At 63.5% G+C, this 23799-nt stretch carries 25 protein-coding genes; 12 read left to right on the top strand and 13 right to left on the bottom strand.

Annotated features, from left to right (window positions below):
* Window positions 1-15 precede the first annotated feature (15 nt).
* Window positions 16-756: a hypothetical protein gene (locus L0V05_RS01105; RefSeq protein WP_234867561.1), complete on the top strand. Its 741-nt coding sequence runs from the start codon at window positions 16-18 to the stop codon at window positions 754-756.
* Here the strand turns inward: L0V05_RS01105 and L0V05_RS01100 are convergent, their stop codons facing one another.
* The 4 genes from L0V05_RS01100 to L0V05_RS01085 all read right to left on the bottom strand — a co-directional run bounded on the left by L0V05_RS01100 (window position 757) and on the right by L0V05_RS01085 (window position 7464).
* Entirely contained in the window at window positions 757-1329 is a 573-nt protein-coding gene (locus L0V05_RS01100; RefSeq protein WP_234867559.1) for a hypothetical protein, read from the bottom strand.
* A 343-nt stretch (window positions 1330-1672) separates the two neighbouring features.
* Window positions 1673-5002: a carbamoyl-phosphate synthase large subunit gene (carB, locus tag L0V05_RS01095; protein ID WP_234867557.1), complete on the bottom strand. Its 3330-nt coding sequence runs from the start codon at window positions 5000-5002 to the stop codon at window positions 1673-1675.
* 76 nt (window positions 5003-5078) lie between these two features.
* The gene (locus L0V05_RS01090) at window positions 5079-5840 is read right to left on the bottom strand and encodes an MBL fold metallo-hydrolase (protein ID WP_234867555.1); all 762 of its coding nucleotides are present in this window, start codon (window positions 5838-5840) and stop codon (window positions 5079-5081) included.
* A 64-nt stretch (window positions 5841-5904) separates the two neighbouring features.
* Window positions 5905-7464, bottom strand: coding sequence for an amino acid permease (locus L0V05_RS01085; protein WP_234867553.1), 1560 nt, complete (start codon window positions 7462-7464; stop codon window positions 5905-5907).
* Window positions 7465-7697: 233 nt separating this feature from the next.
* Between L0V05_RS01085 and L0V05_RS01080 the strand changes: the two genes are divergently transcribed.
* On the top strand, window positions 7698-8840 hold the full coding sequence (locus L0V05_RS01080; RefSeq protein ID WP_234867551.1) for an aminodeoxychorismate synthase component I: 1143 nt from the start codon (window positions 7698-7700) through the stop codon (window positions 8838-8840).
* Window positions 8798-9445, top strand: coding sequence for an aminotransferase class IV family protein (locus tag L0V05_RS01075; protein WP_406565941.1), 648 nt, complete (start codon window positions 8798-8800; stop codon window positions 9443-9445). The genes L0V05_RS01080 and L0V05_RS01075 overlap by 43 nt, the downstream gene beginning before the upstream one ends.
* Here L0V05_RS01075 and L0V05_RS01070 read toward each other — a convergent pair.
* Window positions 9421-10593: a cyclopropane-fatty-acyl-phospholipid synthase family protein gene (locus L0V05_RS01070; protein WP_319937668.1), complete on the bottom strand. Its 1173-nt coding sequence runs from the start codon at window positions 10591-10593 to the stop codon at window positions 9421-9423. The genes L0V05_RS01075 and L0V05_RS01070 overlap by 25 nt on opposite strands.
* Window positions 10594-10816: 223 nt before the next feature.
* On the opposite strand from L0V05_RS01070, the gene aspS reads away from it, so the two are divergent.
* From aspS to L0V05_RS01055, 3 genes are all read left to right on the top strand, one after another.
* Window positions 10817-12613, top strand: coding sequence for an aspartate--tRNA ligase (aspS, locus tag L0V05_RS01065; protein WP_234867545.1), 1797 nt, complete (start codon window positions 10817-10819; stop codon window positions 12611-12613).
* Window positions 12614-12663: 50 nt separating this feature from the next.
* Window positions 12664-13176 carry a DUF1993 family protein gene (locus L0V05_RS01060; protein WP_234867543.1) on the top strand — a complete coding sequence of 171 codons (513 nt, stop codon included), beginning with the start codon at window positions 12664-12666 and terminating at the stop codon, window positions 13174-13176.
* A gap of 90 nt (window positions 13177-13266) precedes the next feature.
* Window positions 13267-13989, top strand: coding sequence for a GNAT family N-acetyltransferase (locus L0V05_RS01055; protein ID WP_234867541.1), 723 nt, complete (start codon window positions 13267-13269; stop codon window positions 13987-13989).
* A gap of 70 nt (window positions 13990-14059) precedes the next feature.
* On the opposite strand, the gene L0V05_RS01050 is transcribed toward L0V05_RS01055, so the two are convergent.
* Window positions 14060-15052, bottom strand: coding sequence for an aldo/keto reductase (locus L0V05_RS01050; protein ID WP_234867539.1), 993 nt, complete (start codon window positions 15050-15052; stop codon window positions 14060-14062).
* Window positions 15053-15195: 143 nt separating this feature from the next.
* Here L0V05_RS01050 and mce point away from each other — a divergent pair, with 143 nt between their 5' ends.
* Window positions 15196-15600, top strand: coding sequence for a methylmalonyl-CoA epimerase (gene mce, locus L0V05_RS01045; RefSeq protein WP_234867537.1), 405 nt, complete (start codon window positions 15196-15198; stop codon window positions 15598-15600).
* Window positions 15600-15896, top strand: coding sequence for a DUF1467 family protein (locus tag L0V05_RS01040; RefSeq protein ID WP_234867535.1), 297 nt, complete (start codon window positions 15600-15602; stop codon window positions 15894-15896). Before mce ends, L0V05_RS01040 begins: the two co-directional genes overlap by 1 nt.
* Here the strand turns inward: L0V05_RS01040 and L0V05_RS01035 are convergent.
* The 4 genes from L0V05_RS01035 to L0V05_RS01020 all read right to left on the bottom strand — a co-directional run bounded on the left by L0V05_RS01035 (window position 15847) and on the right by L0V05_RS01020 (window position 19095).
* Window positions 15847-16548 carry an EI24 domain-containing protein gene (locus L0V05_RS01035; protein ID WP_406565954.1) on the bottom strand — a complete coding sequence of 234 codons (702 nt, stop codon included), beginning with the start codon at window positions 16546-16548 and terminating at the stop codon, window positions 15847-15849. The two genes, L0V05_RS01040 and L0V05_RS01035, sit on opposite strands and share 50 nt — an antisense overlap.
* Window positions 16548-17126: a nitroreductase family protein gene (locus L0V05_RS01030; protein ID WP_234867531.1), complete on the bottom strand. Its 579-nt coding sequence runs from the start codon at window positions 17124-17126 to the stop codon at window positions 16548-16550. Before L0V05_RS01030 ends, L0V05_RS01035 begins: the two co-directional genes overlap by 1 nt.
* Window positions 17127-17223: 97 nt before the next feature.
* Window positions 17224-18321: a class II histone deacetylase gene (locus tag L0V05_RS01025; protein WP_234867529.1), complete on the bottom strand. Its 1098-nt coding sequence runs from the start codon at window positions 18319-18321 to the stop codon at window positions 17224-17226.
* 120 nt (window positions 18322-18441) lie between these two features.
* The gene (locus tag L0V05_RS01020) at window positions 18442-19095 is read right to left on the bottom strand and encodes a VPLPA-CTERM sorting domain-containing protein (protein WP_234867527.1); all 654 of its coding nucleotides are present in this window, start codon (window positions 19093-19095) and stop codon (window positions 18442-18444) included.
* 276 nt (window positions 19096-19371) lie between these two features.
* Here L0V05_RS01020 and L0V05_RS01015 point away from each other — a divergent pair, with 276 nt between their 5' ends.
* Window positions 19372-19626: a DUF167 domain-containing protein gene (locus L0V05_RS01015; RefSeq protein ID WP_234867525.1), complete on the top strand. Its 255-nt coding sequence runs from the start codon at window positions 19372-19374 to the stop codon at window positions 19624-19626.
* On the opposite strand, the gene L0V05_RS01010 is transcribed toward L0V05_RS01015, so the two are convergent.
* Window positions 19627-19869, bottom strand: a complete 243-nt coding sequence (locus L0V05_RS01010; RefSeq protein WP_234867523.1) for a DUF8831 family protein — start codon at window positions 19867-19869, stop codon at window positions 19627-19629.
* A gap of 131 nt (window positions 19870-20000) precedes the next feature.
* Between L0V05_RS01010 and L0V05_RS01005 the strand changes: the two genes are divergently transcribed.
* The 3 genes from L0V05_RS01005 to L0V05_RS00995 all read left to right on the top strand — a co-directional run bounded on the left by L0V05_RS01005 (window position 20001) and on the right by L0V05_RS00995 (window position 21832).
* Entirely contained in the window at window positions 20001-20723 is a 723-nt protein-coding gene (locus tag L0V05_RS01005) for a M48 family metalloprotease (RefSeq protein WP_234867521.1), read from the top strand.
* Between the two features lie 85 nt (window positions 20724-20808).
* Window positions 20809-21063, top strand: a complete 255-nt coding sequence (locus L0V05_RS01000; RefSeq protein ID WP_234867519.1) for a DUF6455 family protein — start codon at window positions 20809-20811, stop codon at window positions 21061-21063.
* Window positions 21064-21175: 112 nt separating this feature from the next.
* Window positions 21176-21832: a PEP-CTERM sorting domain-containing protein gene (locus L0V05_RS00995; protein ID WP_234867517.1), complete on the top strand. Its 657-nt coding sequence runs from the start codon at window positions 21176-21178 to the stop codon at window positions 21830-21832.
* 21 nt (window positions 21833-21853) lie between these two features.
* Here L0V05_RS00995 and L0V05_RS00990 read toward each other — a convergent pair whose 3' ends face one another.
* The gene (locus L0V05_RS00990) at window positions 21854-22231 is read right to left on the bottom strand and encodes a hypothetical protein (protein ID WP_234867515.1); all 378 of its coding nucleotides are present in this window, start codon (window positions 22229-22231) and stop codon (window positions 21854-21856) included.
* Window positions 22232-22355: 124 nt separating this feature from the next.
* A complete protein-coding gene (rimO, locus tag L0V05_RS00985; protein WP_234867512.1) occupies window positions 22356-23750 on the bottom strand; it encodes a 30S ribosomal protein S12 methylthiotransferase RimO in 1395 nt (464 codons plus the stop codon).
* Window positions 23751-23799: the final 49 nt, after the last annotated feature.

Here is a 23799-nt window from a genome sequence, read left to right as displayed (position 1 = left end):
TGAATTGAGAGCAAGATGCAGCAAGTTGTGACCTTATCAGCTTTCGCGAAGATCGCTTCACTGGACAAAAAGTCAATTATTGAAAAGGTAGAGTATCTTACTTTTTATTTGACCCGTGACGCTGAAGTGCATGAATGCGATCTCTCGCAAATTGTGGATGCATTTTCCAAACTCCACTATCCAAACTTGAATCTATCTCGCTTGCGATTGCAGGTAAGGAACTCTCGAAGATTCCTTAGTGCTGCAAACGGGAAAATCAAACTTCATGCCAATTCAGTTGCTGGTTTGTGGGCAGAATTTCCGCAGCTCAGAATAAAGTCAGAAGATTTACACTTCAGCGCAGAGTTGATACCTCGCGAGGCCTACAAGAATACTCCATCTTATACTTCTCGGCTTGCCGATCAAATTAACACCTGTTACGAAAGAAATGTTTTTGACGGCTGCGCCGTTCTTATGCGCCGCTTGCTTGAAATAATGCTTATCCTCTCCCTCGAGAAGATCGGCCAAGGGTCAGCGATAAAGAGCCAGGACGGCACTTACAAGCAACTCGAAGCTATAGTCGCTGAGGCCAAGGTTAGCGGAGCTCTAGGGCTTTCTAGAAACAGCAAGAACAGATTGGACGACTATCGCAATTTGGGCAATTTCGCCGCACACAAGATCGAGTTTATTACAAGGCGTGGCGACATTGAAAAAGTCGCGCTGGAATTTAGGGCGACAATTGAAGAGTTAATATCGAAGGCTGGATACCAGATATAGCTATTTACCAATCTCGTGATTAAGGGCGTTCTCGCCGATGTTGGTGATTGCGACTGTCTCCTGCGATTTCCACTCCAGCCATTTCTTTTTGTTGACAGTGTCGATAATTGCTTGTCTAAATTTGGCGGGGATTTTTATCTCCGATCTAAGGGCCCAGTAGCAAGTATAAATCTGATTTACGGTGGCGGGATACATATCCAATGTGTCGCGAAGGTAAGCTATTATCACGAGAAGAATTTGGGGATTTCCCGTCGGTTTTCTCTGCAAGAAGAATGATTTTAGATCATCGATTTTGAGAGTTGGGTCAATCTCCGGATTGCTAAGGGGGGATTTCTTTCCTTCAGAGCCATTTGAAGCTGCGGTACTGCTGGACCGCCGCCTCTTGGGTCTCTGCCTATTTGAAGTGGGAGCGATAGCCCGATCATCGTCCGGCAACTCGCTTGCGGCGTCTTCCGTCTCGCCCAGTTTGCCACCTATGTTAGTGCGAAAATCCTCGAATATCGATCTAATGAACTCCTCGGAACCTTCAACTTCTAGGTGCCCAGCCCGAATATCGATAACAAGACGCGGCATAACCCACCCCCAACAGAAACAGCCACTAAGTTGGAGTTGAAATAAACTCCTGTCAATAAGCTCGAGTTTGAAAGCCGATTTGGCAAGACGAGTTATGTCGAGACCCGGTCTGCGAGCCCCGCTTGCCTGTCGCTAACTGAGTCGCTCCACTGGGGCGATTTCCCCGGCGTTGCCGGGGTCGCAGTCCCCCGGCCCGATCATTGCGGATCGGGTGTTCGGCGCTGGCGATCTTCCACCGGAAGATCATCCGGGCACGTATCCGGGGAGCGAATGCTTTCGCTCCCGTCGCCCGCTCAAAACGCTCCACTGGAGCGTTTTGCCCCCGGCAAAGCCGGGGTCGCGGTCAACCCTGCAACGTCCTCACCCCATACCCCTCGCCTTCGGCCTTCATCGCCTCGACGGCTGACACGGCGCCGGCGGCGGTGGTGTAGTAGGGGATCTTGTCGTAGAGGGCGACGGCGCGGATGTCGCGGCTGTCGCTGACGGCCTGGCTGCCCTCGGTGGTGTTCATGACGAGCGCGATGTCGCCGTTCTTCAGCCGGTCGACGATGTTCGGGCGGCCCTCGTAGACCTTGTTCACGGGCGTGGCGGCGATGCCCTCGGCGGTAAGCCAGCTGGCGGTGCCGCGGGTGGCGACGATCTCGAAGCCGAGCCGGGTCAGGTCGCGGGCGGCGCCGGCCATGGCGGCGGTCTTGTCGGCGTCCTTGATCGAGATGAAGACCCGGCCTTCGGTCGGGAGCGTCACGCCCGCGCCCATCTGCGATTTGAGGAAGGCGAGCGGGAAGGTGCGGTCCCAGCCCATGACCTCGCCCGTCGAGCGCATTTCCGGCCCGAGGAGCGTGTCGACGCCGGGGAAGCGGGCGAAGGGCATGACCGCCTCTTTCACCGAGAACCACGGGGTTTTCGGGTCGGCCAGCGTCAGCGGGTCAGCGAGCGGCAGGGGGCTGTCGGGACCGACGCCGGTCGGGTAGGGCGGGCGCATCGGGAAGGCCGAGAGTTTCTCGCCCGCCATCAGCCGTGCAGCGATGGAGGCGATGGCGCTGTCGGTGGCCTTGGCGACGAAGGGCACGGTGCGGCTGGCGCGGGGGTTGACCTCGAGCACGTAGATCGTGCCGTCCTTGATCGCGAACTGGACGTTCATCAGACCGACGACATGCAGGGCGCGGGCCATGACCTCGGTCTGACGCTTGAGTTCCGCGACGGTCTCGGGGGCAAGGGAATGGGGCGGCAGGCAGCAGGCGCTGTCGCCCGAATGCACGCCGGCCTCTTCGATATGCTCCATGATGCCGGCGACATGGACGTTTTCGCCGTCGCAGAGAGCGTCGACGTCCACCTCGATCGCGCCCGACAGGTAGCTGTCGAGCAGCACCGGGTTCTTGCCCGAGACCTGCACGGCGGTGGTGATGTAGCGCTCGAGCTGGGCGTCGTCGCGGACGATCTCCATCGCGCGGCCGCCGAGGACGTAGGACGGGCGGATGACCAGCGGGTAGCCGACGCGGGCGGCGATGGCGAAGGCCTCGTCGCGGCTGGCGGCGATGCCGTTGACCGGCTGCTTGAGGTCGAGCTTGTGCAGAAGCTGCTGGAAGCGCTCGCGGTCCTCGGCGAGGTCGATGGCGTCGGGCGTGGTGCCGAGGATCGGGATGCCCTCGTCATGCAGGGCGTTGGCGAGTTTGAGGGGCGTCTGGCCGCCGAACTGGACGATGACGCCGTGCAGCGTGCCGTTCTCCTGCTCCACCCGCAGGATTTCGAGCACATGCTCCAGCGTCAGCGGCTCGAAATACAGGCGGTCCGAGGTGTCGTAGTCGGTCGAGACCGTCTCGGGGTTGCAGTTGATCATGATGGTTTCATAGCCCGCCGCGGTCAGCGCGTAGCAGGCATGGCAGCAGCAATAGTCGAACTCGATGCCCTGACCGATGCGGTTCGGGCCGCCGCCGAGGATGACGACCTTTTTCGCCTTCGACGGACGCGCCTCGCATTCCACCTCGCCCATCACCGGGTGTTCGTAGGTGGAATACATGTAGGGAGTCTGCGCCTCGAACTCGGCGCCGCAGGTGTCGATGCGCTTGAACACCGCCTGGACGCCAAGGTTGCGGCGGGCGCGGCGCACCTGCGCCTCGTCCCGGCCGGTGAGCTTTGCCAGGCGGGCGTCGGTAAAGCCCATCATCTTGAGCTTGCGGATGCCCTCGGCGGTGAGGGGCAGGCCATTCAGGCGCACGGCGGCTTCGGCCTCGACGATCTCGCGGATGCGGGCAAGGAACCACGGATCGAAGGCAGTGGCGGCCTGGATTTCGTCATCGGACAGGCCGTGGCGCATGGCCTGGGCGATCAGGCGCAGGCGGTCGGGGGTCTGGGGCGAGAGCGCCTTGATGACCGCCGCCTTGTCGGGCGCGCCGGGGATGGCGATCTCGTCAAAGCCGGTCAGGCCGGTTTCGAGGCTGGCGAGCGCCTTCTGGAGAGACTCGTGGATGGTGCGGCCGATGGCCATCGCCTCGCCCACCGATTTCATTGCGGTGGTGAGTTCGGCCTTGGCGCCGGGGAATTTCTCGAAGGCGAAGCGCGGGATCTTGGTCACGACATAGTCGATGGTCGGCTCGAAGGAGGCGGGCGTGACCTTGGTGATGTCGTTGTCAAGCTCGTCGAGCGTGTAACCAACCGCGAGCTTCGCGGCGATCTTGGCGATGGGGAAGCCGGTGGCCTTGGACGCCAGCGCCGATGAGCGGCTGACGCGGGGGTTCATCTCGATCACCACCATGCGGCCGTCGGCTGGGTTGATCGCCCACTGGACGTTCGACCCGCCGGTTTCGACCCCGATCTCGCGCAGGACGGCAATCGAGCCGTTGCGCATGATCTGGTATTCCTTGTCGGTCAGCGTCAGCGCCGGGGCGACGGTCACGGAATCGCCGGTATGGACGCCCATGGGATCGACGTTCTCGATCGAGCAGACGATGATGGCGTTGTCGGCGCGGTCGCGCACGACTTCCATCTCGTATTCCTTCCAGCCGAGCAGGGATTCGTCGATCAGCACCTGCGCGACCGGCGAGGCGTCGAGGCCCGAGCGCACGATGGCCTCGTAGTCATCGCGGTTGTAGGCGACGCCGCCGCCGGTGCCGCCTAGGGTGAACGCGGGGCGGATGATGGCGGGAAGGCCCACCACCTCGATTGCGGCAATCGCCTGCTGGACACCGGCGTTAATGTCGTACTTGCCGTTCGGCAGTTTCGGGGCGGCGATGATCGTGGCGCGGGGGTTTTCCAGCCCGATCCTGTCCATCGCCTCGCGGAAGAGCTTGCGATCTTCTGCCATTTCGATGGCACGGCGATTGGCTCCGATCAACTCCACGTTGAACTTTTCCAACACGCCCATGTCGGCAAGCGCCAGCGAGGTGTTAAGGCCGGTCTGCCCGCCCATGGTTGGCAAGAGCGCGTCGGGGCGTTCCTTCTCGATGATCTTTGCGACGACCTCGGGCGTGATCGGCTCGATGTAGGTTGCGTCGGCCAGGCCCGGATCGGTCATGATCGTCGCCGGGTTCGAGTTCACCAGGATGACGCGGTAACCTTCCTCGCGAAGGGCCTTGCAGGCCTGGGCGCCGGAGTAGTCGAACTCACAGGCCTGCCCGATGACGATGGGGCCGGCTCCGATGATCATGATCGAACGGATGTCGGTTCTCTTCGGCATCGTGGCCCCCATCTGCGCGCAAATTGTCCGGCGTTATAGTCAAGGTCGGACCGGGCGCAAGCCGATTCAGGCCATGTCACGCCCCTGCGGCGTCAAGGTATCCCTGTGCAATCTCTCTCAGCCGGTCTGGACCGAATTCCGCGCCATGGCCGGGCCAGACTTCCGTGACGGGAAGCGACAGTAGGCGCTCCATCGTGCGGCAGTAGGCGGCGCGGTCCGAGTGGTGAAGATCGTCCACGAGACCACCGTCATAGATGGCGTCCCCGGCGATCAGGATCCCGTTTGCCGCGTCCCAAAGGCCGATGCTGCCGGGGGAATGGCCGGGAAGGTCGAGTACGGTAAGCGTTCGGTCGCCGAGCTGGATCGCATCGCCTTCGGTCAGCGTTCCGGCCAGCGCGACCGGACGGGGGCCCGCGAAGCCCGGTGCGCCGGATGGCGGCGCCTTGGTCACCAGCGGACCTGATAGGCGCGGGGGGCCTACGATCAGACCGCCAAGGCTTTGTATGCCATAGCCCGGACCGGCAAGGGTCACCGTCGGATCGGCGTTGGCGATGCCGGCCGCCTCGGCCTTCGGGGCAAGGACATGGGCAAACTCGTGGGCCGATCCGGCATGGTCGGCATGGCCGTGGGTCAGCACGACGGCAAGATCGGGCAGCGCATCAGGGGGCAGAGCGTCCTTCAGCCGTTCGATCCCGTTCAGGGTATCGACAAGAAACCAGCGGTCGCTGCCCCGTACCAGCCAGGCATTGGCTTGCATGAACTCCGAGACGAAGGGCTCGTCGATCCGCCAGATGCCCGGGGCCGTTTCAGTGAAGCGGAACCAGTCGGACGCGGTCATGGCTGTTCTCCCAAAGAAAAAAGGCGGTCGAAGACCGACCGCCTTTTCCGAAGTGTGTGTTCTGTCAGCCCGTCTCGCCCACGGCCTTTTCGGCGGCGGCGATCGCGGCCTTGCGGGCAGCAATGCGCTCGCCGGTCGGCGGGCCTTCGAAGCGGCGGTTTTCGACTGTCACCCAGAACACCAGGGCCAGGGCGATGAAGCCCAGCACGACATAGAGAACGCGCTCGTTCGGCGGAGCGATGGCGATGAACAGGATGACCGCCATGCCGATCACCGACAGAAGCGTTACCAGTTTGTAGGTGCCGTTCGACATGGCCCAGGGGCCGGGTTTCGGCCACTTCGGCCCGCCATAGGCGAGCATGCCCGCAACCAGCGGCACGGTGAAGGACAGGAACAGGAAGACCAGTGTCGAGTTCACCACGATGACATAGATCGAGGTTTCGCCGACTTTGATCATCATCGCGAGGATCACATAGAGGATGCACAGCACCGTCGCCGTCCAGATCGCATTCACGGGCGTCCGGTACTTCGGCGATACCGTGGCAAGCGCCTTGGAGCCGACCGGCATCCCGTCATCCCGCGAGAAGGCGAACAGCATCCGGCTGGCCGAAGTCACCGTGGCAAGGCCGCAGAGCAGCTGCGCGATCAGGATGCCGAGATAGAGGATGACCTTGAGGCCGCTTGGCATGATCGCGTCCATGGTGGCAAAGAACATGCCCCAGCCCTGGCTGGCTGCGGTGGCCAGATCGGGGATCGCCAGCGTGATGGCGCAGATCATCACCCAGCCCACGATCGAGGACCAGAAGACGGCGTGCACGATGCCGCGCGGCACCGAATGGGCCGCATTGCGGGTCTCTTCCGAGGTATGGGCCGAGGCGTCATACCCCGTGATCGTGTAGACCGGCAGCAGGAGGCAGAGCAGGAACAGGTAGCCCATGCTGTCGGATTGCGGGAAGACGTTGCCGCCGGCCTCGCCCGAGAAGTTGTGGAAGGTCCACAGCCGCGAGATGTCGATGGCTGGGGCGAAGTACAGGCAGGCCACCACCAGAACGGCCGTGGTCGCGAAGATGATGTAGCCCGAGATATCGGTCAGGAAGGTCGTCGCCTTGATGCCGATATGGTTGAAGATGGCCTGGACGATGGTGACAACCGCGACGAAGGCGACCACCTGACCGTCAGTGCCGGTGAAGCCGAAATTCGCGCCGAAGGTGCCGGCGAAGAAGTAAGCCGTCCCGATATTGATGGCGCCCAGCACGGTGATGAGGCCGAGCAGGTTGAGCCATGCCGTCAGCCAGCCCCAGAAGCGGTTCCCGAGGATCGATCCCCAGTGATAGAGCCCGCCCGCGGTCGGAAAGGCCGAGGCGATCTGTGCCATCGACAGGGCAAACATCCCCGACAGCAGACAGCCGACGATCCATCCGATCCCTGCGCCGGCGCCGCCGACGGACGAGATCGCCTGCGCGAAGGAGTTGATCCCTCCGGACAGGATGCAGATGATCGAGAAGGAGATGGCGAAGTTCGAAAACTTCGACATCGAGCGGGATAACTCTTGGGCATAGCCCATGCCATGCAGGATTTTTACATCCTCATGGTGATGCTTGTCGGTATAGTCGTCGGACGACATTTGGTTCCCCCTGGTCTGTGCGACGTTCCAGTCATTATTGTTCGGATCCAGTTCGTGCCGGACCTCGACGCTAGGGAAGCCTGAAACCGGCAATCTGGCAACAATATTTAGTCGAACCCAGCATTCGGCAGAACCGGGGTGTCGCAATTGTCCCGCTTTGGGTGGAAAACGTGCGCGTCCGCGCTACCCCAAACGCGGAATAGTGGCAGCGGGAAAACAGGGATGGGTCGGGCGTGATCCTGTGTGAATTCGGGCCAGGCGGGGGTCCGGTGCTTTTTGACCGCGCCGAGGCCGTGATCTCGGCGACCGCAGCCGAGGATATGCCCGGCGCGCTTGCGATGCTCGACGCGGCGCGCGCGCGCGGCCGCTGGATTGCGGGCTGGGTCGGTTATGAGGCCGGATACGCGCTTGAACCGAAGCTCGCTGCGCTCATGCCGGGTGGACGCGAGGCACCGCTGCTGGTGATGGGGGTTTTCGCAGGCCCGGAAGATGCTGCGCCGGTCCTGGAACGCGCGGCGCGGACCGCGGGGGATGCCCGGATGGCAGCCCCCGAACCGATGATAGCCCGCGCCGACTATGACGCGGCTCTGGCGCGAGTGCTGGACTATCTGGCGGCAGGCGACTGCTACCAGATCAACCTGACCTTCCCGCTGGCATCGCGGCTCGTTTCGGGGACGCCGCTTGGCCTTTATGGACGCCTGCGGCACGCCGGGGCGGTTGGCCATGGCGCCTATGCCGATCTGGGCGTGGGGCCGGTTGTCGTCTCCCGCTCGCCGGAGCTTTTCTTTCGCGTTGATGCGGGGGGGCGCATTTCCGCGCGGCCGATGAAGGGGACAGCACCGCGCGACCCCGACCCCGTTCGCGACATGGAGCTTGCGGCAGAGCTTGAGGCCAGCGAGAAGAACCGCGCAGAGAACCTGATGATCGTCGATCTTCTGCGCAACGACATGTCGCGCCTGAGCGAGGTCGGATCGGTCCGTGTGCCCGAACTCTTCCGGATCGAGCATTATGCCACGGTGCATCAGATGACCTCATTGATCGAGGCGCGCCTGTCCGGCCGCCGCGGTTTCGGGGACCTGTTGACGGCGCTTTTTCCCTGCGGCTCGATCACCGGGGCGCCGAAGATCCGGGCGATGGAGATCATCCGCGAACTCGAGCCTCATCCGCGTGGCATCTATTGCGGCGCAATCGGATGGATGGCGCCCGACGGGACGGCGGATTTCTCTGTGGCCATCCGGACGCTGTCGGTCTTTCCCGGCGGGAGGATCGCGATGAATGTGGGCGGCGGCGTGGTGATGGATTCAACCGCCGAGGGCGAATGGGAGGAGGCGCTGTGGAAAGCGCGCTTCGTGAAGGCGGCCGTGAGCCGGGGCTGAGGCTGATCGAAACGCTCGCTTGGGACGGCGCGCAGCTCGTTCGCGGCGACCGGCACCTGGCGCGACTGGCCCGGTCTGCCGCACTGCTTGGTTGGCCTTGCGACGCGTCAGCCGCCCGCAAGGCCCTTCTGGCCGACCGCGCCGGTCCTGAACGGCTGCGCCTTACGCTGGATGCCTCGGGCCAGATCGAGGTGACTTCGGGGCCGATCCTTTCTGCACCGGGTCCTTGGCACCTCTCCTTCGGTCACGTGAGGTTGCGCTCGGACGATCCCTGGCTTCGACTGAAGACCACGCGCCGGCAGGTCTACTTTGCCGCACGAGCCGCCATGCCCGAGGGGATCCACGAGGTCCTGTTCCTGAACGAGCGCGGCGAGGTGTGCGAGGGTACGATCACCAATGTCTTCTTCGATGCCGGCGACGGGCTTTGCACGCCTCCGCTTGCCTGCGGACTCCTTCCCGGGATCCTGCGCGAGGAAATGCTTGCAACAGGCCAGGCGCGCGAATGCGTTCTTCCACTCGGGCAACTGGCCGACTGCAAGCTATTCGTCGGAAATTCGCTTCGCGGTCTGATCCCGGCGGTTCAGCCGATGGCATTGCCGCGATAAAGATAATCCCGTGTCAGCGGCACCGCACGCTGGTCGCGGGCAAGCTGAAACTGGAAAACGCATTGGCCATTGTGGCGGAAGGTCATCTCGGACGCCGCGAGGTAATAGCGCCACATCCGGCAAAAGCGGTCGTCATACAAGGTTCGGACCCTGGCGATGTTCGCCTCGAAGCGGCGGCGCCAGTGCAGGAGCGTTTCGGCATAATGCAGGCGCCAGATTTCGATGTCGGTGGGAATGAGGCCGACCGACTCGATCACCGGGGTCACCTCTGACAGAGCCGGCACATAGCCCCCCGGAAAGATGTACTTGGTGATCCAGGGGCTGGTCCGCCCCGGGGGAAGGGTCCGTCCGATCGTATGGATCAGCGCCACCCCGTCAGGGGGCAGCAGGTCGCGCACCTTGGAGAAATACTCGCCGTAATGCGGCAGGCCGACATGCTCGAACATGCCGACCGACACGATGCGGTCGAACTGCCCGTTAACCTTGCGGTAGTCCTGAAGGCGGATCTCGACCCGGTCGGAAAGCCCAGCCTCCGCCACCCTCGCGGTCGCGACGGCATGTTGTTCCTCGGACAAGGTCACGCCGAGCACTCTTGCGCCATAGTCCCGCGCCAGGGTCAGGGCCATGCCGCCCCAGCCGCAGCCGATATCCAGCACCCGCATTCCGGGCTGCAACAATAGCTTCCCGGCGATATGGGCCTTCTTCTGGGCTTGTGCCTGTTCAAGCGTGTCGTCGGGCGAGCGGAAATAGGCGCAGGAGTACTGCTGGTCCGCATCGAGGAACAGCCGGTAGAGATCGCCCGACAGATCGTAGTGATGTGCCACGTTCTGCCGGGACCGATGGGCCGGGGCAATCTGCTCCAGCCGACCCAGCACGCGCTGAAGCCGGGAGATCGGAAAGCGCCAGGCCTCGCCGCGGCCCTTACCGACATTCACCATCAGCAAGGCCAGGAACCCTGCCACATCGTCATCGCGCAGGGAATAGGCGCGGTCCATGTAGCCTTCGCCAAGGCCCAGATCGGGATTGCGCACGATGCGGCGCAAAAGGTCGGGATCGTGGACCGTCATTTCGGCACTTGGACCGACGCCGTTGCCGAACCGTCTGGTCGATCCGTCGGGCATGTGCATCACGAGAAGACCGTCACGCACGACGGCGGAAGCGAGCCGTTCAAAAAGCTTGTCCCACATCCCTGCAAGACCGTTTCCTGCCGATTTCCGCGCGAGTCTTAACGCCGGCAAGTGAACTTTCCAGTCTAACTGCGACATTTCCGCACAGGCGCCGACCTCATGTCTGCCCGTCGTCGCTTGACTTCCCGCCCGTGCCGCTGTGTATCGGCGCGACGAAGAAAAGCCTCGGGCCAAGGGGACGACCATGCACGCCTATCGCAGCCACACCTGCGCTCAACTGACCAAAGCCAATGTCGGCGAGACCGTGCGTCTCTCGGGCTGGGTGCATCGGGTGCGCGATCACGGGGGGGTGCTGTTCATCGACCTGCGTGACCATTACGGCATCACCCAAGTGCTGGCCGACAGTGACAGCCCCGCCTTCGCCGAGATCGAGAAAGTGCGGGCCGAGTGGGTCATCTGCATCGACGGGCGGGTCAAGGCGCGGGATGCCTCTATGGTCAACCCCAAGCTCGCAACTGGCGAGATCGAAGTCTATGCAACGGGCATGACGGTGCTTGGTGCAGCGGACGAGCTTCCGCTGCCGGTCTTCGGCGATGTGGACTACCCCGAAGAAACCCGCCTGACCTACCGCTTCCTCGACCTGCGGCGCGAAAAACTGCACCAGAACATGATGTTGCGGTCAAATGTGGTTCGGTCGATCCGCAACCGGATGTGGGCGCAGGGCTTCAACGAATTCCAGACGCCGATCATCACGGCGTCTTCCCCGGAAGGCGCGCGCGATTTCTTGGTGCCGTCGCGCCTGCATCCGGGCAAGTTCTACGCGCTGCCGCAGGCGCCGCAGCAGTTCAAGCAGCTGATCATGGTGGCGGGCTTTGATCGCTACTTCCAGATCGCGCCTTGCTTCCGCGACGAGGACCCGCGCGCCGACCGCAGCCCGACCGATTTCTACCAGCTCGACATCGAGATGAGCTTCGTCGAGCAGGAGGACGTCTTTGGTGCCGTCCAGCCGGTGATCCAGGGCCTGTTCGAGGAATTCCGGCCCGACATGAAGGTGCCGGGCGACTGGCCGCGCATCGCCTATCGCGACTCGATGCTGTGGTATGGTTCCGACAAGCCCGACCTGCGCAACCCGATCAAGATGCAGGTGGTCAGCGAGCATTTCCGCGGCTCGGGCTTTGCGATCTTCGCGAAGCTGCTGGAAAACGAAGGCACCGAGGTCCGGGCGATCCCGGCGCCGAAGGGGCCGTCGGGCGAACCGGTGGGCCGCAAGTTCTGTGACCGGATGAATGCGTTTGCGCAGGCGCAGGGCCTGCCGGGCATGGGCTACATCTTCTGGCGCGAGGCCGAGGATGGCTCGGGCATGGAAGCCGCCGGGCCGCTGGCCAAAAACATCGGCCACGAGCGGACAGAGGCGATCCGCCAGCAGCTTGGGCTCGAAGTCGGCGACGCCGCCTTCTTCCTTGGCGGGAAACCTGAGCAGTTCGAGGCGGTTGCGGGCAAGGCGCGCAACGAGATCGGACGCGAACTGGGCCTTGCAGAGACCGACACCTTCCGCTTTGCGTGGATCGTCGATTTCCCGATGTACGAGAAAACCGACGATGGCCGGATCGACTTCAGCCACAATCCCTTCTCGATGCCGCAGGGCGGACTCGAGGCGCTGATGGGCGACCCGCTGAAGGTCCATGCCTATCAGTACGACCTGGCCTGCAACGGCTATGAGCTGATCTCTGGCGGGATCCGCAACCACAAGCCGGAAATCATGTACCGGGCCTTCGAGCTTGCCGGCTATCCGAACTCGGAAGTGGACAAGCGCTTCGGTGGGATGGTCAAGGCGTTCAAGTATGGCGCCCCGCCGCACGGCGGCTGCGCCATGGGCATCGACCGGGCGGTGATGCTGCTCGCCGATGAGATGAACATCCGCGAAGTCATCATGTTCCCGATGAACCAGCGTGCAGAGGACCTGCTGATGGGCGCGCCGAGCGAGCCAACCAACGAGCAGTTGCGCGAGTTGCGGCTCAGGGTGCTGCCGAAGGAAGCGTAAGCGGGACGGGCGGCGTGATCGCCCGGCCCTGACCGCAAGGAAATTGCAAGATGGCCGACCATCCGCCGCTCTATACTGCCTCTGTTCCGGTGTTCCTGCATTATCTCGACCGCCAGCGCGGCCTGCTGGACAAGGTGCGCGGGCGCGAGGAAGTGCTGGGGATGCGCCTTCAGCCCGACATGTTCACCTGCGGCCAGCAACTGGCGACGGCGACGGGGTTTGCCCTGCGCGTGACCTATCCTCTGGCGGGTCGGGGACAGCCGAAGGTCAGCGAACCGCCACCGGATCGCGACGGATTGCTCGCCCGCGTCGCCGAGGCCGAGGAGGCGCTGCGCGCGCTGGACCCGGCGGAATTTGCCGGCGCCGAACAGCGGCGGGTGCGGCACCGGGCCGGGTTCGCACAGCTTGATCAGGATGGCGCGACCTTCCTTCATGTGTTCGGTATGCCGAACTTCCTGTTCCACAGCTCCATTGCCTTCGCGATCCTGCGCGCCAACGGAATCGAGGTCGGCAAGGCGGATTTTGATGGCCAGCATGACTATCCGCCGGGCTTTCGCTTCTGATCCGCTCTTTTCCCGGCGGTTGCGGTCGCAAATGGCGTTGATGACCGGGGGTTGCAGCCGCATAACGGCGGGGCAGAGATGGAGAGCCGCATGACGGAAGACGAACGCCTCGGAACACCGGTGCCCGGATTCACCCCACCGCCGCGGCCGTCAGGCGAGACGCTGACCGGGCGCTATGTCCAGCTCGAGAAGCTGGATGCGGATGCCCATGCCGCCGACCTCTACCGCGCCTTTTCAGGCGACGACTCGCTTTGGGACTACATGCCTTACGGTCCCTTCGGTTCCTCGGCCCGCTATCACCGTTGGGCAAAGGATTTCGAGGGCTCGGCCGATCCGATGTTCTATGTCGTCCGCGATCTGGCCACGGGGCGCTGCTGCGGCGTGGCGAGTTTCCTGCGGATCACCCCCGACGCCGGGACGATCGAGGTCGGGCATATCTGCTTCTCGCCCGAGTTGCAGGGCACGCGCGGCGCGACCGAGGCGATGTACCTGATGATGAAATGGGTCTTCGAGGCGGGCTATCGGCGCTACGAGTGGAAATGCAACGCGCTCAACCTGCCGTCGCGGCGTGCGGCACAGCGGCTGGGCTTCAGCTACGAGGGCATCTTCCGGCAGGCGGTGATCGTGAAGGGGCGCAACCGCGATACCGCGTGGTTCGCCTGCATCGACAAGGAATGGCCGGCGCTGAAGGAATGCTACGAGGCCTGGCTGCGGCCCGCAAACTTCGACGCCAAGGGGCGGCAGAAGGAACGACTGTCGGACCTCACTCAGCTGGTGCGCTTCACATCCGACCCGTCGCTCGGCGAGAAGTAGGGGCCGGAGCGGGGGCCGTCTGCCCCCGCATCCCCGAGCATACTTGCACTCAGAAAATGAGATTTACCCGTCACCAGCGATGGTGGACGTGCGGCGCGATCTTTTCCTCGTAGAGGTCGCGGAGCGCGACCATGGTCTCGTCCGTCAGGGGGGCGAGCGCGTCGGCACCGGCGTTGGACAGCGCCTGATCGGGGCGGCGCGCGCCGGGTATGACGGTTGTCACCGCCTGTTGCATCAGGATCCAGCGCAGCGCGAATTGCGCCATGGTTGCGCCCTGCGGCACCAGCGGGCGGATCGCCTCGACCGCCTCGAGCGCTACATCGAAGGGCACGCCCGAGAAGGTCTCGCCCATGTCGAAGCTTTCGCCATGGCGGTTGAAGTTGCGGTGGTCGTCGGCGGCGAAGGTGCTAGCGGCGGACATCTTGCCGCTCAGCAGGCCCGAGGCCAGTGGCACCCTTGCGATGACGGCGATGCCACGACGTTTCGCCTCCGGAAAGAAGAGCCGTTCGGGGCGCTGGCGAAAAATGTTGTAGATGATCTGGACTGACACGACGCCCGGGAACTCGATGGCCTTGAGCGCCTCTTCGACCTTCTCGACCGAGACGCCATAGGCCGCGATCTTGCCGCGCGACTTCAGGTCATCGAGCGCGTCGAAGACTTCGGCGCGGTAGAAGATGTCGGTCGGCGGACAATGGAGCTGGACAAGATCGAGGCAGTCCATGCCGAGATTGGCGCGGCTGCGGTCAATGAAGGCTTCGAGGTTGGCGGCGGTGTAGCCCTCGGCGACATGCGGGGACAGGCGGCGGCCGGCCTTGGTCGCGACGAAGGGGCGGGGGCCGCCGCGTTCAGCCAGCACGTCCCTGATCAACCGCTCCGATCGGCCGTCGCCATAGACATCGGCCGTGTCGAGAAAGGTCACGCCAGAATCGAGCGCCGCATGGATCGTGGCCTTGGCATCCGCCTCGGAGACATCGCCCCAAGAGCCGCCGATGGCCCAGGCGCCGAAGCCGATGCCAGACACGTCGCGGCCCGAATGGCCGAAGGGGCGGGTGGAAAGGGTCATGGCGGGTCCTTTGCTGTGCAGCGATGATGTAGCGCGCCGCCCCGAGACCCGCCAGTAGGGCCGGACCACTGCGGCGATGCAGACCTTGCCGAACGACGCTCCTGACCCCATAACGCCCGGGAAGTTTGCACGGAGACCTCCCCATGATCGGCCGCCTGAACCATGTCGCCATCGCCGTTCCGGACCTCGACGCCGCCTCTCGCCAGTATCGCGAGACGCTTGGCGCCAAGGTCGGCGCCCCGCAGGACGAGCCGGATCACGGGGTGACGGTGGTGTTCATCGAGCTGCCGAATACCAAGATCGAATTGCTCTATCCCCTGGGAGACAACTCGCCCATCGCCGGCTTCCTCGAGAAGAACCCGGCGGGCGGCATTCACCACATCTGCTATGAGGTCGAGGATATCCTTGCTGCGCGCGACCGGCTCAAGGCGGCCGGTGCCCGGGTGCTCGGTTCGGGCGAGCCGAAGATCGGCGCGCATGGCAAGCCGGTGCTGTTCCTTCACCCGAAGGATTTCAACGGCTGCCTGGTGGAACTGGAACAAGTGTGATGTCGATCACCGCGATTCTTGTCGTCTTTGCCGTGACCTGGTTCATGGTGTTCTTTCTGGTCCTGCCATTCCGCTTCCGCTCGCAGGCGGACAGCGGCTCGGTGGTGCCGGGCACGCCGAAAAGTGCGCCCGCCGAGGAGAACGTAAAGAAGAAGGCCTGGATCACCACCTTCATCGCGGTCCCGGTTTCGGCGGCGATCTGCGCCATCATCATTTCTGGCGTCATCACCATCCGCGACCTGGATTTCAGGGGCGTGATGGGACCTGAGCCTGCAGCCGATGGAACAGGTGGGTAAAGGTCGCCGCCCCAAGGACCGGCACCAGCAGGTTTACGACAGGGATGGAGAGCGGCGCAGCCATCAGCGCGCCGGCAAGCCAGATCGTGCCCGAATAGCGTGAGCGCAGCGCCCGCGCCCCTTCGGGGCCAATACGGCGCATGGCGGCGAGGGTGAAATACTCTCGACCCAGAAGGAAGCCGTTGACGATCCAGAACACAATCGGTGCGAAGGGTCCCGAGAAGGGATAGACCAGCAGCGCCACGAGGTTGACCACCACGACGGTGCCGAAGAACCGGATCGCATCCCAGATCTGGCTGGAGATCGGGATGCGTGGAGCGGGGGGCAATCCGGGATAGTGCCGGTCCTCGACCGCTTCGGCGACATCGTCGAGGAAGAGGCCGCAGAAGGCCGAGGCGACCGGCACCATCAGGAAGACCGACGCCAGCAGCATGACCGGGATCGCCCCGAATTCCAGCACGCGCTCGATCCAGTGCACTTCGCCCAGGCGGGGCAGGGTGACGGTGTCGGGGACGATCCAGCGGATCGTCCAGCGCAGCGCGACGAAGGCTGCGATGAAGAGGCCGAGCGTCAGGCCGATTCCGAGCCAAAGCACCCGCTGAAACCGGCCGTCGCCCAGTTGCCCGAGCGCCTTGAGAAAGCTGTCGAGGATCATGCCCCGACCCAAGCGACGATGCGCCCCAGATCCGGGCGCGGTCGGTCGGGCGGGGTCAGCGGTGCGGTGCCGATATGGACGATGCCGGCAACGAATTCCTCGGGTGTCAGGCCAAGGCCCTGCTCGAGAAAGCGCCGGTCGTAGCTTGGCCAGCCCGACAGCCAGTTCGCCCCCCAGCCGGCAGCGGTTGCGGCATTGAGTAGCGCAAGGCAGGCGGCCCCCGCCGAAAGCGTCTGTTCGATCTCTGGGATCTTGGGCGAAGGCTTGGGGCTGGCAACGACGACCACAGCCAGGTGGCTCGCATCGAACTGACCGCGTCCCTTGGCCACCTGTTCGGCATCAAGGCCCTTTTCGATGGCACGTGCCTCGGCCAGATCGGCCAGACGGCGCAGTGCAGGCTTTTCCAGCACGATGAATCGCCACGGCTCGAGCTTGCCGTGATCGGGGACACGGGCAGCGGCGGTCAGGATCGGGATCAACTCGTCCCGGCTCGGGACCGGAAGTGTGAAGGTCTTGGCGGGGCGGGATTGCCGGGTCAGCAGGAAATCGAGCGCAGCAGTGTTCTGGTCGGGCATTTACGGTCCTTGTTGGTGTTCCGGCGGCTTGAACGGCTGGCAACCGGGCCTTCCGTCGAATTTGGCGGTCATCCGGCAAGATGCAAGGGCGGCGCGCTCAGACAAAGTGCCGGGCGAGTTCGTCCAGCCAGCCCGACAGGAAGGCGTCGAAGGCCGGGCCGGGCTGGCGTTTCGCCAGCGTCTCGCCAAGCGGGTCGGGGGCAGAGATGGTGCTGCCCGACAGCTCCTCGATCACTGCGTGGCCACAGAAAGGCACATGCACCTCGGAATAGCCGCCCTCATGCACCAGCACGAGGCGACCATTGCACAGCTCCTCCGCCGCCCGCTTTACGGCGCGCGTCATGAGGCGAAAGGTCTCGGCAGTCGCCATCATCCGGCCAAGCGGATCGACCGCCGAGGCATCGAACCCGCAGGCAATAACGATGGCGTCCGGCTTGAAGCGGTGAAGCGCCGGCAGGACCAGTCGATCCATGGCCATAAGATAGCCGGCATGGCCGGTTCCGGGCGGCAGCGGGATGTTCATGTTGGCGCCAAGGCCCGCGCCGATGCCGCGCACCTCGGCGCCGCCGGTATCCATCGGGTAGTTGCGTTCCTGATGCAGCGAGATCGTCAGCACGTCGCCCCGGCCAAGGTAGATCGCCTCGGTCCCGTTTCCGTGGTGGACATCCCAGTCCACGACGGCGATCCGGCCCGCCAGCCCCTGCGTCATCGCGGCCTCGATCGCGATGGCGATGTTGGCGAGCAGGCAGAACCCGTTGGGCCAGTCAGGCAGGCAGTGATGCCCCGGCGGGCGGCTGAGCGCATAGGCATTCGTTGCGCTACCGGTCAGCACATCGACAAGCGCCGCCTTCGCGAGGCCCGCAGACAGGGCCGCGATCTCGAAGCCGCCCTTGCTGAAGGGGGTACGGAGGCCAAGCTCGCCGCCGCCTGCATCCGAGGCGGTCTTGAAGGCGCCGAGGTAGCTTTCCGGGTGGACGCGGCGCAGGTCGTCCCAATCGGCCGGTTCGGCCTTGCGGGATGACAGGTCCGCCATCATGCCTGAGACATGAAGCAGATTCAGGAGCCGCCGCTTGGTTTCCGGGTTTTCGGGCAGTCCGCCGCCAGGTTGGACGAGGCCGCCGGCAGGTACCGTCAGCACATAGTTGCCCCCGCCATGCCAGAAGCAGCGTTCATCGGAATAGAAAGCGGTGGTCATCGCGGGTCTCCGTCCGGTTTGGTGGACCTTAGGCGATGAGGGCGGCGGGGAAAACCGCCCGCCAAAAGGAACGGGCGGCCCCCGACTGGGAGCCGCCCGCCAGATCTGGTCAGCCGTGGATCAGGCCTGCGCCTTGCGCCGACGGATCAGGGCCGCGCCGCCAAGCGCGCCGGCGAGCATCAGGCCGCTGGCGGGAAGCGGCACCGGGGCGCCGTAGACCTCCAGCTTCGCCGACGACAGCCGGAAGGTATCGTTGCCGTTGCTCCACTCGTTGAAGCGGAACGACAGAGCCTCGGTCGCCAGAAGGCGGGCAAAGGCCGTCACGGCGCCGATGTCTTTAGCGAGGCTCAACTTGATGACCTGAACCGGCGAGCCGTCCAGCAGGGTGCGCAGGTTGTCGCCGGTGGAAGAGTCGTCGAGACCAAGGAAATCGGTGGTCCAGCGCTCGCGCCAGTAGACAAAGCAGGTCGGGCAGCTTTGCGCGAAATCCGGAGTGGCGCCGCTATAGCTCAGCGAAAGCTTCACGTAGCTTATGCTGGCGTAGTTTAGCGATCCGAAGCTGATGGTGTCCGAGAAGCGCGGCGAACTCGCGTCGCTTACCGTAACCGATTTGGCGTTGAGTGTGTCGCTGCCGGCCGGATCGATCCGGCCCGCGTCACTGCCATATTTGTGAGTGAACGTCCCAAGGAGTGTAGCCGCTTCCGCCGACGGCGCCAGACTGGAGGTCAGGCCGAGCGCGAGGGCCGCGAGGGTCATCTTGCTGAAATACTTCATCGTCATTTCCCGCCGACAATTGGTTCTTGTGATCGGGCCAGACTTTGCCCTCGACCCTATTTCTTAACCAAATGTGCAAACAATGCGGCAGAAATGGCTCGCTGTTGGGGCGCTAGCTTCGGGCGTGATAAATCGTTGAAAATGAACTCGATTGATCCGATCTTGGCAACAATCGCGTGTCGGAATGCTTGCGAAATCGCCCAAGTTTGCAGCAAGTGCAGCAAGCGCGTTTCGCGGCTGCAGAATCACTCTGGGTGTGTTGACGAAAGGGCAGGCATGAACAGTGATTCTGGACCGCAAAAGCCAGACGCGGGCGCGATCATCGAGGTCCGCGTTACCCCGAATGCCTCGCGCGAGCAGGTGACCCGAGATGGTTCGCGGTTCGTGATCCGTGTGACGGTGCCGCCCGAAGATGGCAAGGCCAACAAGGCGGTAACTCGCCTGTTGGCCAAGGCGCTTGGCGTTGCGCCTTCGCGTTTGACCTTGCTGCGCGGCGCGACGGGCCGCGACAAGCAGTTCCGGCTTGATTGATCACTCCTTGCGGGGCGACAGGCGATAGCTGCCTTCGGGCAGGTCGAGCGCCATCGCCAGTTCGCGAACCTGGCGGTTCGAAAGCGTTATCTTCAGCACCTCGTCGGACTGCGGATCGACCTGTTCGATGGTGACGCAATCCTCGAAGGCGAGGATCGTGACGTCTTCTTGCAGTGGCGCTTCGTCACCCTCGTCGACAAGGGTTATGATGGTCGCGTCGAAGTCGTGCTCGATGGTGAACATGGGTGCAGACTACGCGGCGTTTGCAGTGCACTCAACCGGCTTCGCCGCGAGAAGCAAATCGACGTGAAGGGGATGTGTCGGAACACTCATATTGCTAGATAACGCGCAGTCGGTGGGAGACGGACGACAAGATGCGGGTTCTGGTTTCGGGGATGCTGGCAGCCTTGATGCTGGCTGGATGCGTTCCGACAGCAACCGTGCCCATGGCACCCGCGCCCGTTCCGCAGGCGGCAACCCAGATCGACAACCCCGATCAGGCCGCGCGCGCCTTCGTCGACGTCGTCACGCGAGTCGAGCCTGCGGCAGAGCAGGTCTGCCGCGCCTACCTGTCACCGCAGCGCTGCCAGTTCCAGATCGCCATCGATGACCGGCTTCAGGCGCCCCCCAACGCTTTCCAGACCTTGGATGACGCCGGTCGACCGGTGCTGGTGTTTACTCTCGCCCTGATCTTCGAGGCGCGGAATGAAGACGAGCTTGCCTTCGTGATGGGCCATGAAGCGGCGCATCATATCCTCGGGCACATGTCCCGGCAGGAACAGTCGGCAATCACCGGGGCGATGCTGGCCGGCACGCTGGCCAGTCTTGGCGGAGGCAGCGCTGCGGATGTGGAGGCAGCCCAGAGCATGGGGGCCCAACTCGGGGCGCGGTCATTCTCGAAGGACTACGAACTCGAGGCCGATGCGCTTGGGACCGAGATCGCCTGGCGCGCGGGATTCGACCCGGCGAATGGCGCACAATTCTTTACGCGACTGCCGGATCCGGGAAACCGCTTCCTGGGCTCGCATCCGCCAAACGCACAACGGATCCAGACCGTCAATCAGACGCTCGACGCCCTGAAGACTGGGGCGCGTTGATCTGCGTCAAGGCTTCCGCGCCCGAAGGACAGCACCATCACCCCTGCAACCTGGCAGAATTCGGCCGGCAACAGGAGGGCTGTTCATGATCGGGAATGTCGAGATGCCCCATGCCTTCTGGCTGACGATTGGCATGGCGCGTAAGGTCGGACTTAATCTTCAGGAAGCCTTGGTCGAGGGATGGCTGACGCGCCGCGATCTGACCCAGATGGTCGACGGTTGCACCTCCTGCGCCCATCACGTCAGCTGTACGCGCTGGCTGGCGATGCCAGGTGAGGCACCTTTGCCGGCCTATTGTCAGAACAAGCCGCGGCTTGAAGCGATCCAATTCCGCCCGTAGCCGACAGGCTGTCGAGGAAGGGTGACAAAAGCCGGGAAAGTCACGTTTTGTTGACAGACCGATCAAATGCGCGCCTAATTCATGAACTTGTGAACAAGAATTGAGGTCCGACATGCGATCGACGACCCTTTCGCTTAGCGCATTTGCTGCTTCCTTGCTTCTCGCCTCGCCCGGTCAGGCGGCGACCATGACCTTCTCCGAACTCGAGTTTCTGTCGACCTCGTACTTCGAGGACGGCATCGTAGCCACCGCAGGCCTGGGCCAGTTCAATGGCGAAGGCGATTACGATGACGAGGGTACGGCGCATCTTGATGACGGCGGAACGCCGAATCCGGCCTTCGTGACCTTCACCATGGGCGGCCCGTTTACCGCCAAGAGCTTTGATCTGATTCCGCTTGGGTTTGCCTTCTATGACTGCGAACCCGGGGATGACGACGATTGCGAGCCGACATCCTTCGCCAATGTGAAGGTGACCGGCTTCAACGGCGGGGCGGAAGTCGCAAGCCTGATCTTCGACATGTCGACAAGCTTCGGCGAGATCCTGTTTTCGGACGCGTTCACGAACCTGACCTCGCTTGTCATCGGCTTTGCCGACCATCCGGACTTTGGCTATTGCGATGGCGCGCCCTGTTCGCATTTCCGCATCGACAATGTCGTGCTCGACGGTCCGCCGGCAACGCCGGCCGAAGTGCCGCTGCCTGCGGCACTGCCGCTTCTGGCGGCCGGTCTGGGCGTGATTGCCGTGGCCGGTCGGAGGCGCCGGGCCTGACGGCCCGACGCACGGCTTTGTTCAGCGGGTGTGCCGCCAGACGTTGATCGTGAAGGCCAGGACGCCAAGCAGGACAGCCAGTTCTGCCAGCGGAGCGACCGGGAACATCTGTTCCTCCAGGAGGCGGCCGCTGAAGAGCAGGACCAGCATCACCGCGAGAATGGCCGCGCCGATCTGGAAGAGCCAGAAATGTGCCTTGGCCAGCGCCGTCTGGGCTGCCGCCGGGAAGACGGCGTAGTAAAGGCCAAAGATCATCATCAGCGTGAAGCCGAGCAGGTTGATATGGGCATGGGCAGGCGCAAGGCTGTGGTCCTGCGAGGCGCCCATATAGCCGCCGATCAGCATCCCGATGATGAGATAGATCGGAGCGATCGACAGAAAGCCGCGAGATACGTTCATTTTTGTCCCTCCTGTCATCCGGGTCTTGTGCCGGATGTAACGGTGAGGGAGTCTACTGCCGCGCTGCGAAAACACTCATCTGGAATATTGGATTTCCATTGGGCTTCCAGAGCGCGTCTTCCTGTCAGACCCGACGGCCCCAGAGGTCGTATTCGCTGGCATCCTCGACCTCGACGGTGACGATGTCGCCCGGCGCGAGGGTCTCGAAATCCTCGTCGATGAAGAGGTTGCCGTCGATTTCGGGGGCATCCGCCTTGGTGCGACAGGTTGCGCCTTCCTCGTCCACCTCATCGACGATCACTTCGATCGTGGAGCCGACCTTCGCGGCAAGCTTGGCTTCGGAAATGGCCTGCGCCTTTTCCATGAAGCGCTCCCACCGATCCTGCTTCACATCGTCGGGAACATGGTCGGGCAGGGCGTTCGAGCGTGCACCGGCGACGTTTTCATACTGGAAGCAGCCGACCCGGTCGAGTTGGGCCTCGTCCAGCCAGTCCAGCAACGTCTGGAACTCTTCCTCGGTCTCGCCGGGGTAGCCGACGATGAAGGTCGAGCGCAGCGTGATGTCGGGGCAGACCGCGCGCCAGGCCGCGATTTCATCAAGGGTCTTCGCCGCAGCGGCGGGACGGGCCATGCGTTTCAGCGTGTCGGGGTGGGCGTGCTGGAACGGTATGTCGAGATAGGGCAGCACCAACCCCTCGGCCATCAGCGGGATCAGATCGCGGACATGTGGGTAGGGATAAACGTAGTGGAGGCGCACCCAGGCGCCGAGCTGACCCATCTCTCTGGCGAGGTCGGTGATATGGGCGCGCACCTCGCGGTCTTTCCAGGTCGAGCAGTCATGCTTGCGATCCACGCCATAGGCCGAGGTGTCCTGGCTGATGACGAGCAGTTCCCTCACCCCGGCCTCGACCAGCTTCTCGGCCTCGCGCAGCACGGCATGGGCGGGGCGGGAGACGAGCCGGCCGCGCATGTCCGGGATGATGCAGAACTTGCACTTGTTGTTACAACCCTCTGAAATCTTGAGGTAACTATAGTGCCGGGGTGTCAGCTTCACGCCCGAGGCCGGGAGCAGGTCGACGAAGGGATCGGGCGAGGGCGGAACCGCGCCATGCACGGCATCCAGCACCTGTTCGTACTGATGCGGGCCGGTAACCGCCAACACCTTTGGGTGAGCCCCGGTGATGTAGTCGGGTTCGGCGCCGAGGCAGCCGGTCACGATGACACGCCCGTTTTCTCGCAGCGCCTCGCCGATCGCGTCGAGGCTTTCGGCCTTGGCGCTGTCGAGGAAGCCGCAGGTGTTCACGATCACCGCATCGGCGCCCTTGTAGTCGGGCGAGATCGCATAGCCCTCGGCCCGAAGGCGCGTCAGGATCCGCTCGCTGTCCACGAGGGCCTTTGGGCAGCCGAGGCTGACCATGCCGATGGTCGGCTGGGCCGTTCCATCAGATCGGGGACGCCGCACGTCGGGGACATGGGCATGGGCAAGGTCGGGGCGGAGGTTGGGCGGGTTCTGCGACATGGGGCGGTGCTATACAGCAAGGCCGCGGTCTCCGCAAAGGGCGGTCGCT

This window comes from Alitabrizicola rongguiensis (assembly GCF_021491355.1).
In the GTDB taxonomy this organism is placed as follows: domain Bacteria; phylum Pseudomonadota; class Alphaproteobacteria; order Rhodobacterales; family Rhodobacteraceae; genus Aliitabrizicola; species Aliitabrizicola rongguiensis.
This window is presented reverse-complemented; position numbering and strand designations above follow the sequence as displayed.

Excerpts from the sequence above, each read along its gene's own strand:
- mce (WP_234867537.1), top strand. The coding sequence starts at position 15,196 with ATGATCGGCCGCCTGAACCATGTCGCCATCGCCGTTCCGGACCTCGAC.
- L0V05_RS01025 (WP_234867529.1), bottom strand. The coding sequence starts at position 18,321 with ATGACCACCGCTTTCTATTCCGATGAACGCTGCTTCTGGCATGGCGGG.
- L0V05_RS00990 (WP_234867515.1), bottom strand. The coding sequence starts at position 22,231 with ATGAACGTATCTCGCGGCTTTCTGTCGATCGCTCCGATCTATCTCATC.
- L0V05_RS01005 (WP_234867521.1), top strand. The coding sequence starts at position 20,001 with ATGCGGGTTCTGGTTTCGGGGATGCTGGCAGCCTTGATGCTGGCTGGA.
- L0V05_RS01090 (WP_234867555.1), bottom strand. The coding sequence starts at position 5,840 with ATGACCGCGTCCGACTGGTTCCGCTTCACTGAAACGGCCCCGGGCATC.
- L0V05_RS01060 (WP_234867543.1), top strand. The coding sequence starts at position 12,664 with ATGGCCGACCATCCGCCGCTCTATACTGCCTCTGTTCCGGTGTTCCTG.
- L0V05_RS01100 (WP_234867559.1), bottom strand. The coding sequence starts at position 1,329 with ATGCCGCGTCTTGTTATCGATATTCGGGCTGGGCACCTAGAAGTTGAA.
- L0V05_RS01010 (WP_234867523.1), bottom strand. The coding sequence starts at position 19,869 with ATGTTCACCATCGAGCACGACTTCGACGCGACCATCATAACCCTTGTC.
- L0V05_RS01000 (WP_234867519.1), top strand. The coding sequence starts at position 20,809 with ATGATCGGGAATGTCGAGATGCCCCATGCCTTCTGGCTGACGATTGGC.
- L0V05_RS01020 (WP_234867527.1), bottom strand. The coding sequence starts at position 19,095 with ATGAAGTATTTCAGCAAGATGACCCTCGCGGCCCTCGCGCTCGGCCTG.
- carB (WP_234867557.1), bottom strand. The coding sequence starts at position 5,002 with ATGCCGAAGAGAACCGACATCCGTTCGATCATGATCATCGGAGCCGGC.
- L0V05_RS01040 (WP_234867535.1), top strand. The coding sequence starts at position 15,600 with ATGTCGATCACCGCGATTCTTGTCGTCTTTGCCGTGACCTGGTTCATG.
- L0V05_RS01085 (WP_234867553.1), bottom strand. The coding sequence starts at position 7,464 with ATGTCGTCCGACGACTATACCGACAAGCATCACCATGAGGATGTAAAA.
- L0V05_RS01050 (WP_234867539.1), bottom strand. The coding sequence starts at position 15,052 with ATGACCCTTTCCACCCGCCCCTTCGGCCATTCGGGCCGCGACGTGTCT.
- L0V05_RS01055 (WP_234867541.1), top strand. The coding sequence starts at position 13,267 with ATGACGGAAGACGAACGCCTCGGAACACCGGTGCCCGGATTCACCCCA.
- rimO (WP_234867512.1), bottom strand. The coding sequence starts at position 23,750 with ATGTCGCAGAACCCGCCCAACCTCCGCCCCGACCTTGCCCATGCCCAT.
- aspS (WP_234867545.1), top strand. The coding sequence starts at position 10,817 with ATGCACGCCTATCGCAGCCACACCTGCGCTCAACTGACCAAAGCCAAT.
- L0V05_RS01030 (WP_234867531.1), bottom strand. The coding sequence starts at position 17,126 with ATGCCCGACCAGAACACTGCTGCGCTCGATTTCCTGCTGACCCGGCAA.
- L0V05_RS00995 (WP_234867517.1), top strand. The coding sequence starts at position 21,176 with ATGCGATCGACGACCCTTTCGCTTAGCGCATTTGCTGCTTCCTTGCTT.
- L0V05_RS01105 (WP_234867561.1), top strand. The coding sequence starts at position 16 with ATGCAGCAAGTTGTGACCTTATCAGCTTTCGCGAAGATCGCTTCACTG.
- L0V05_RS01015 (WP_234867525.1), top strand. The coding sequence starts at position 19,372 with ATGAACAGTGATTCTGGACCGCAAAAGCCAGACGCGGGCGCGATCATC.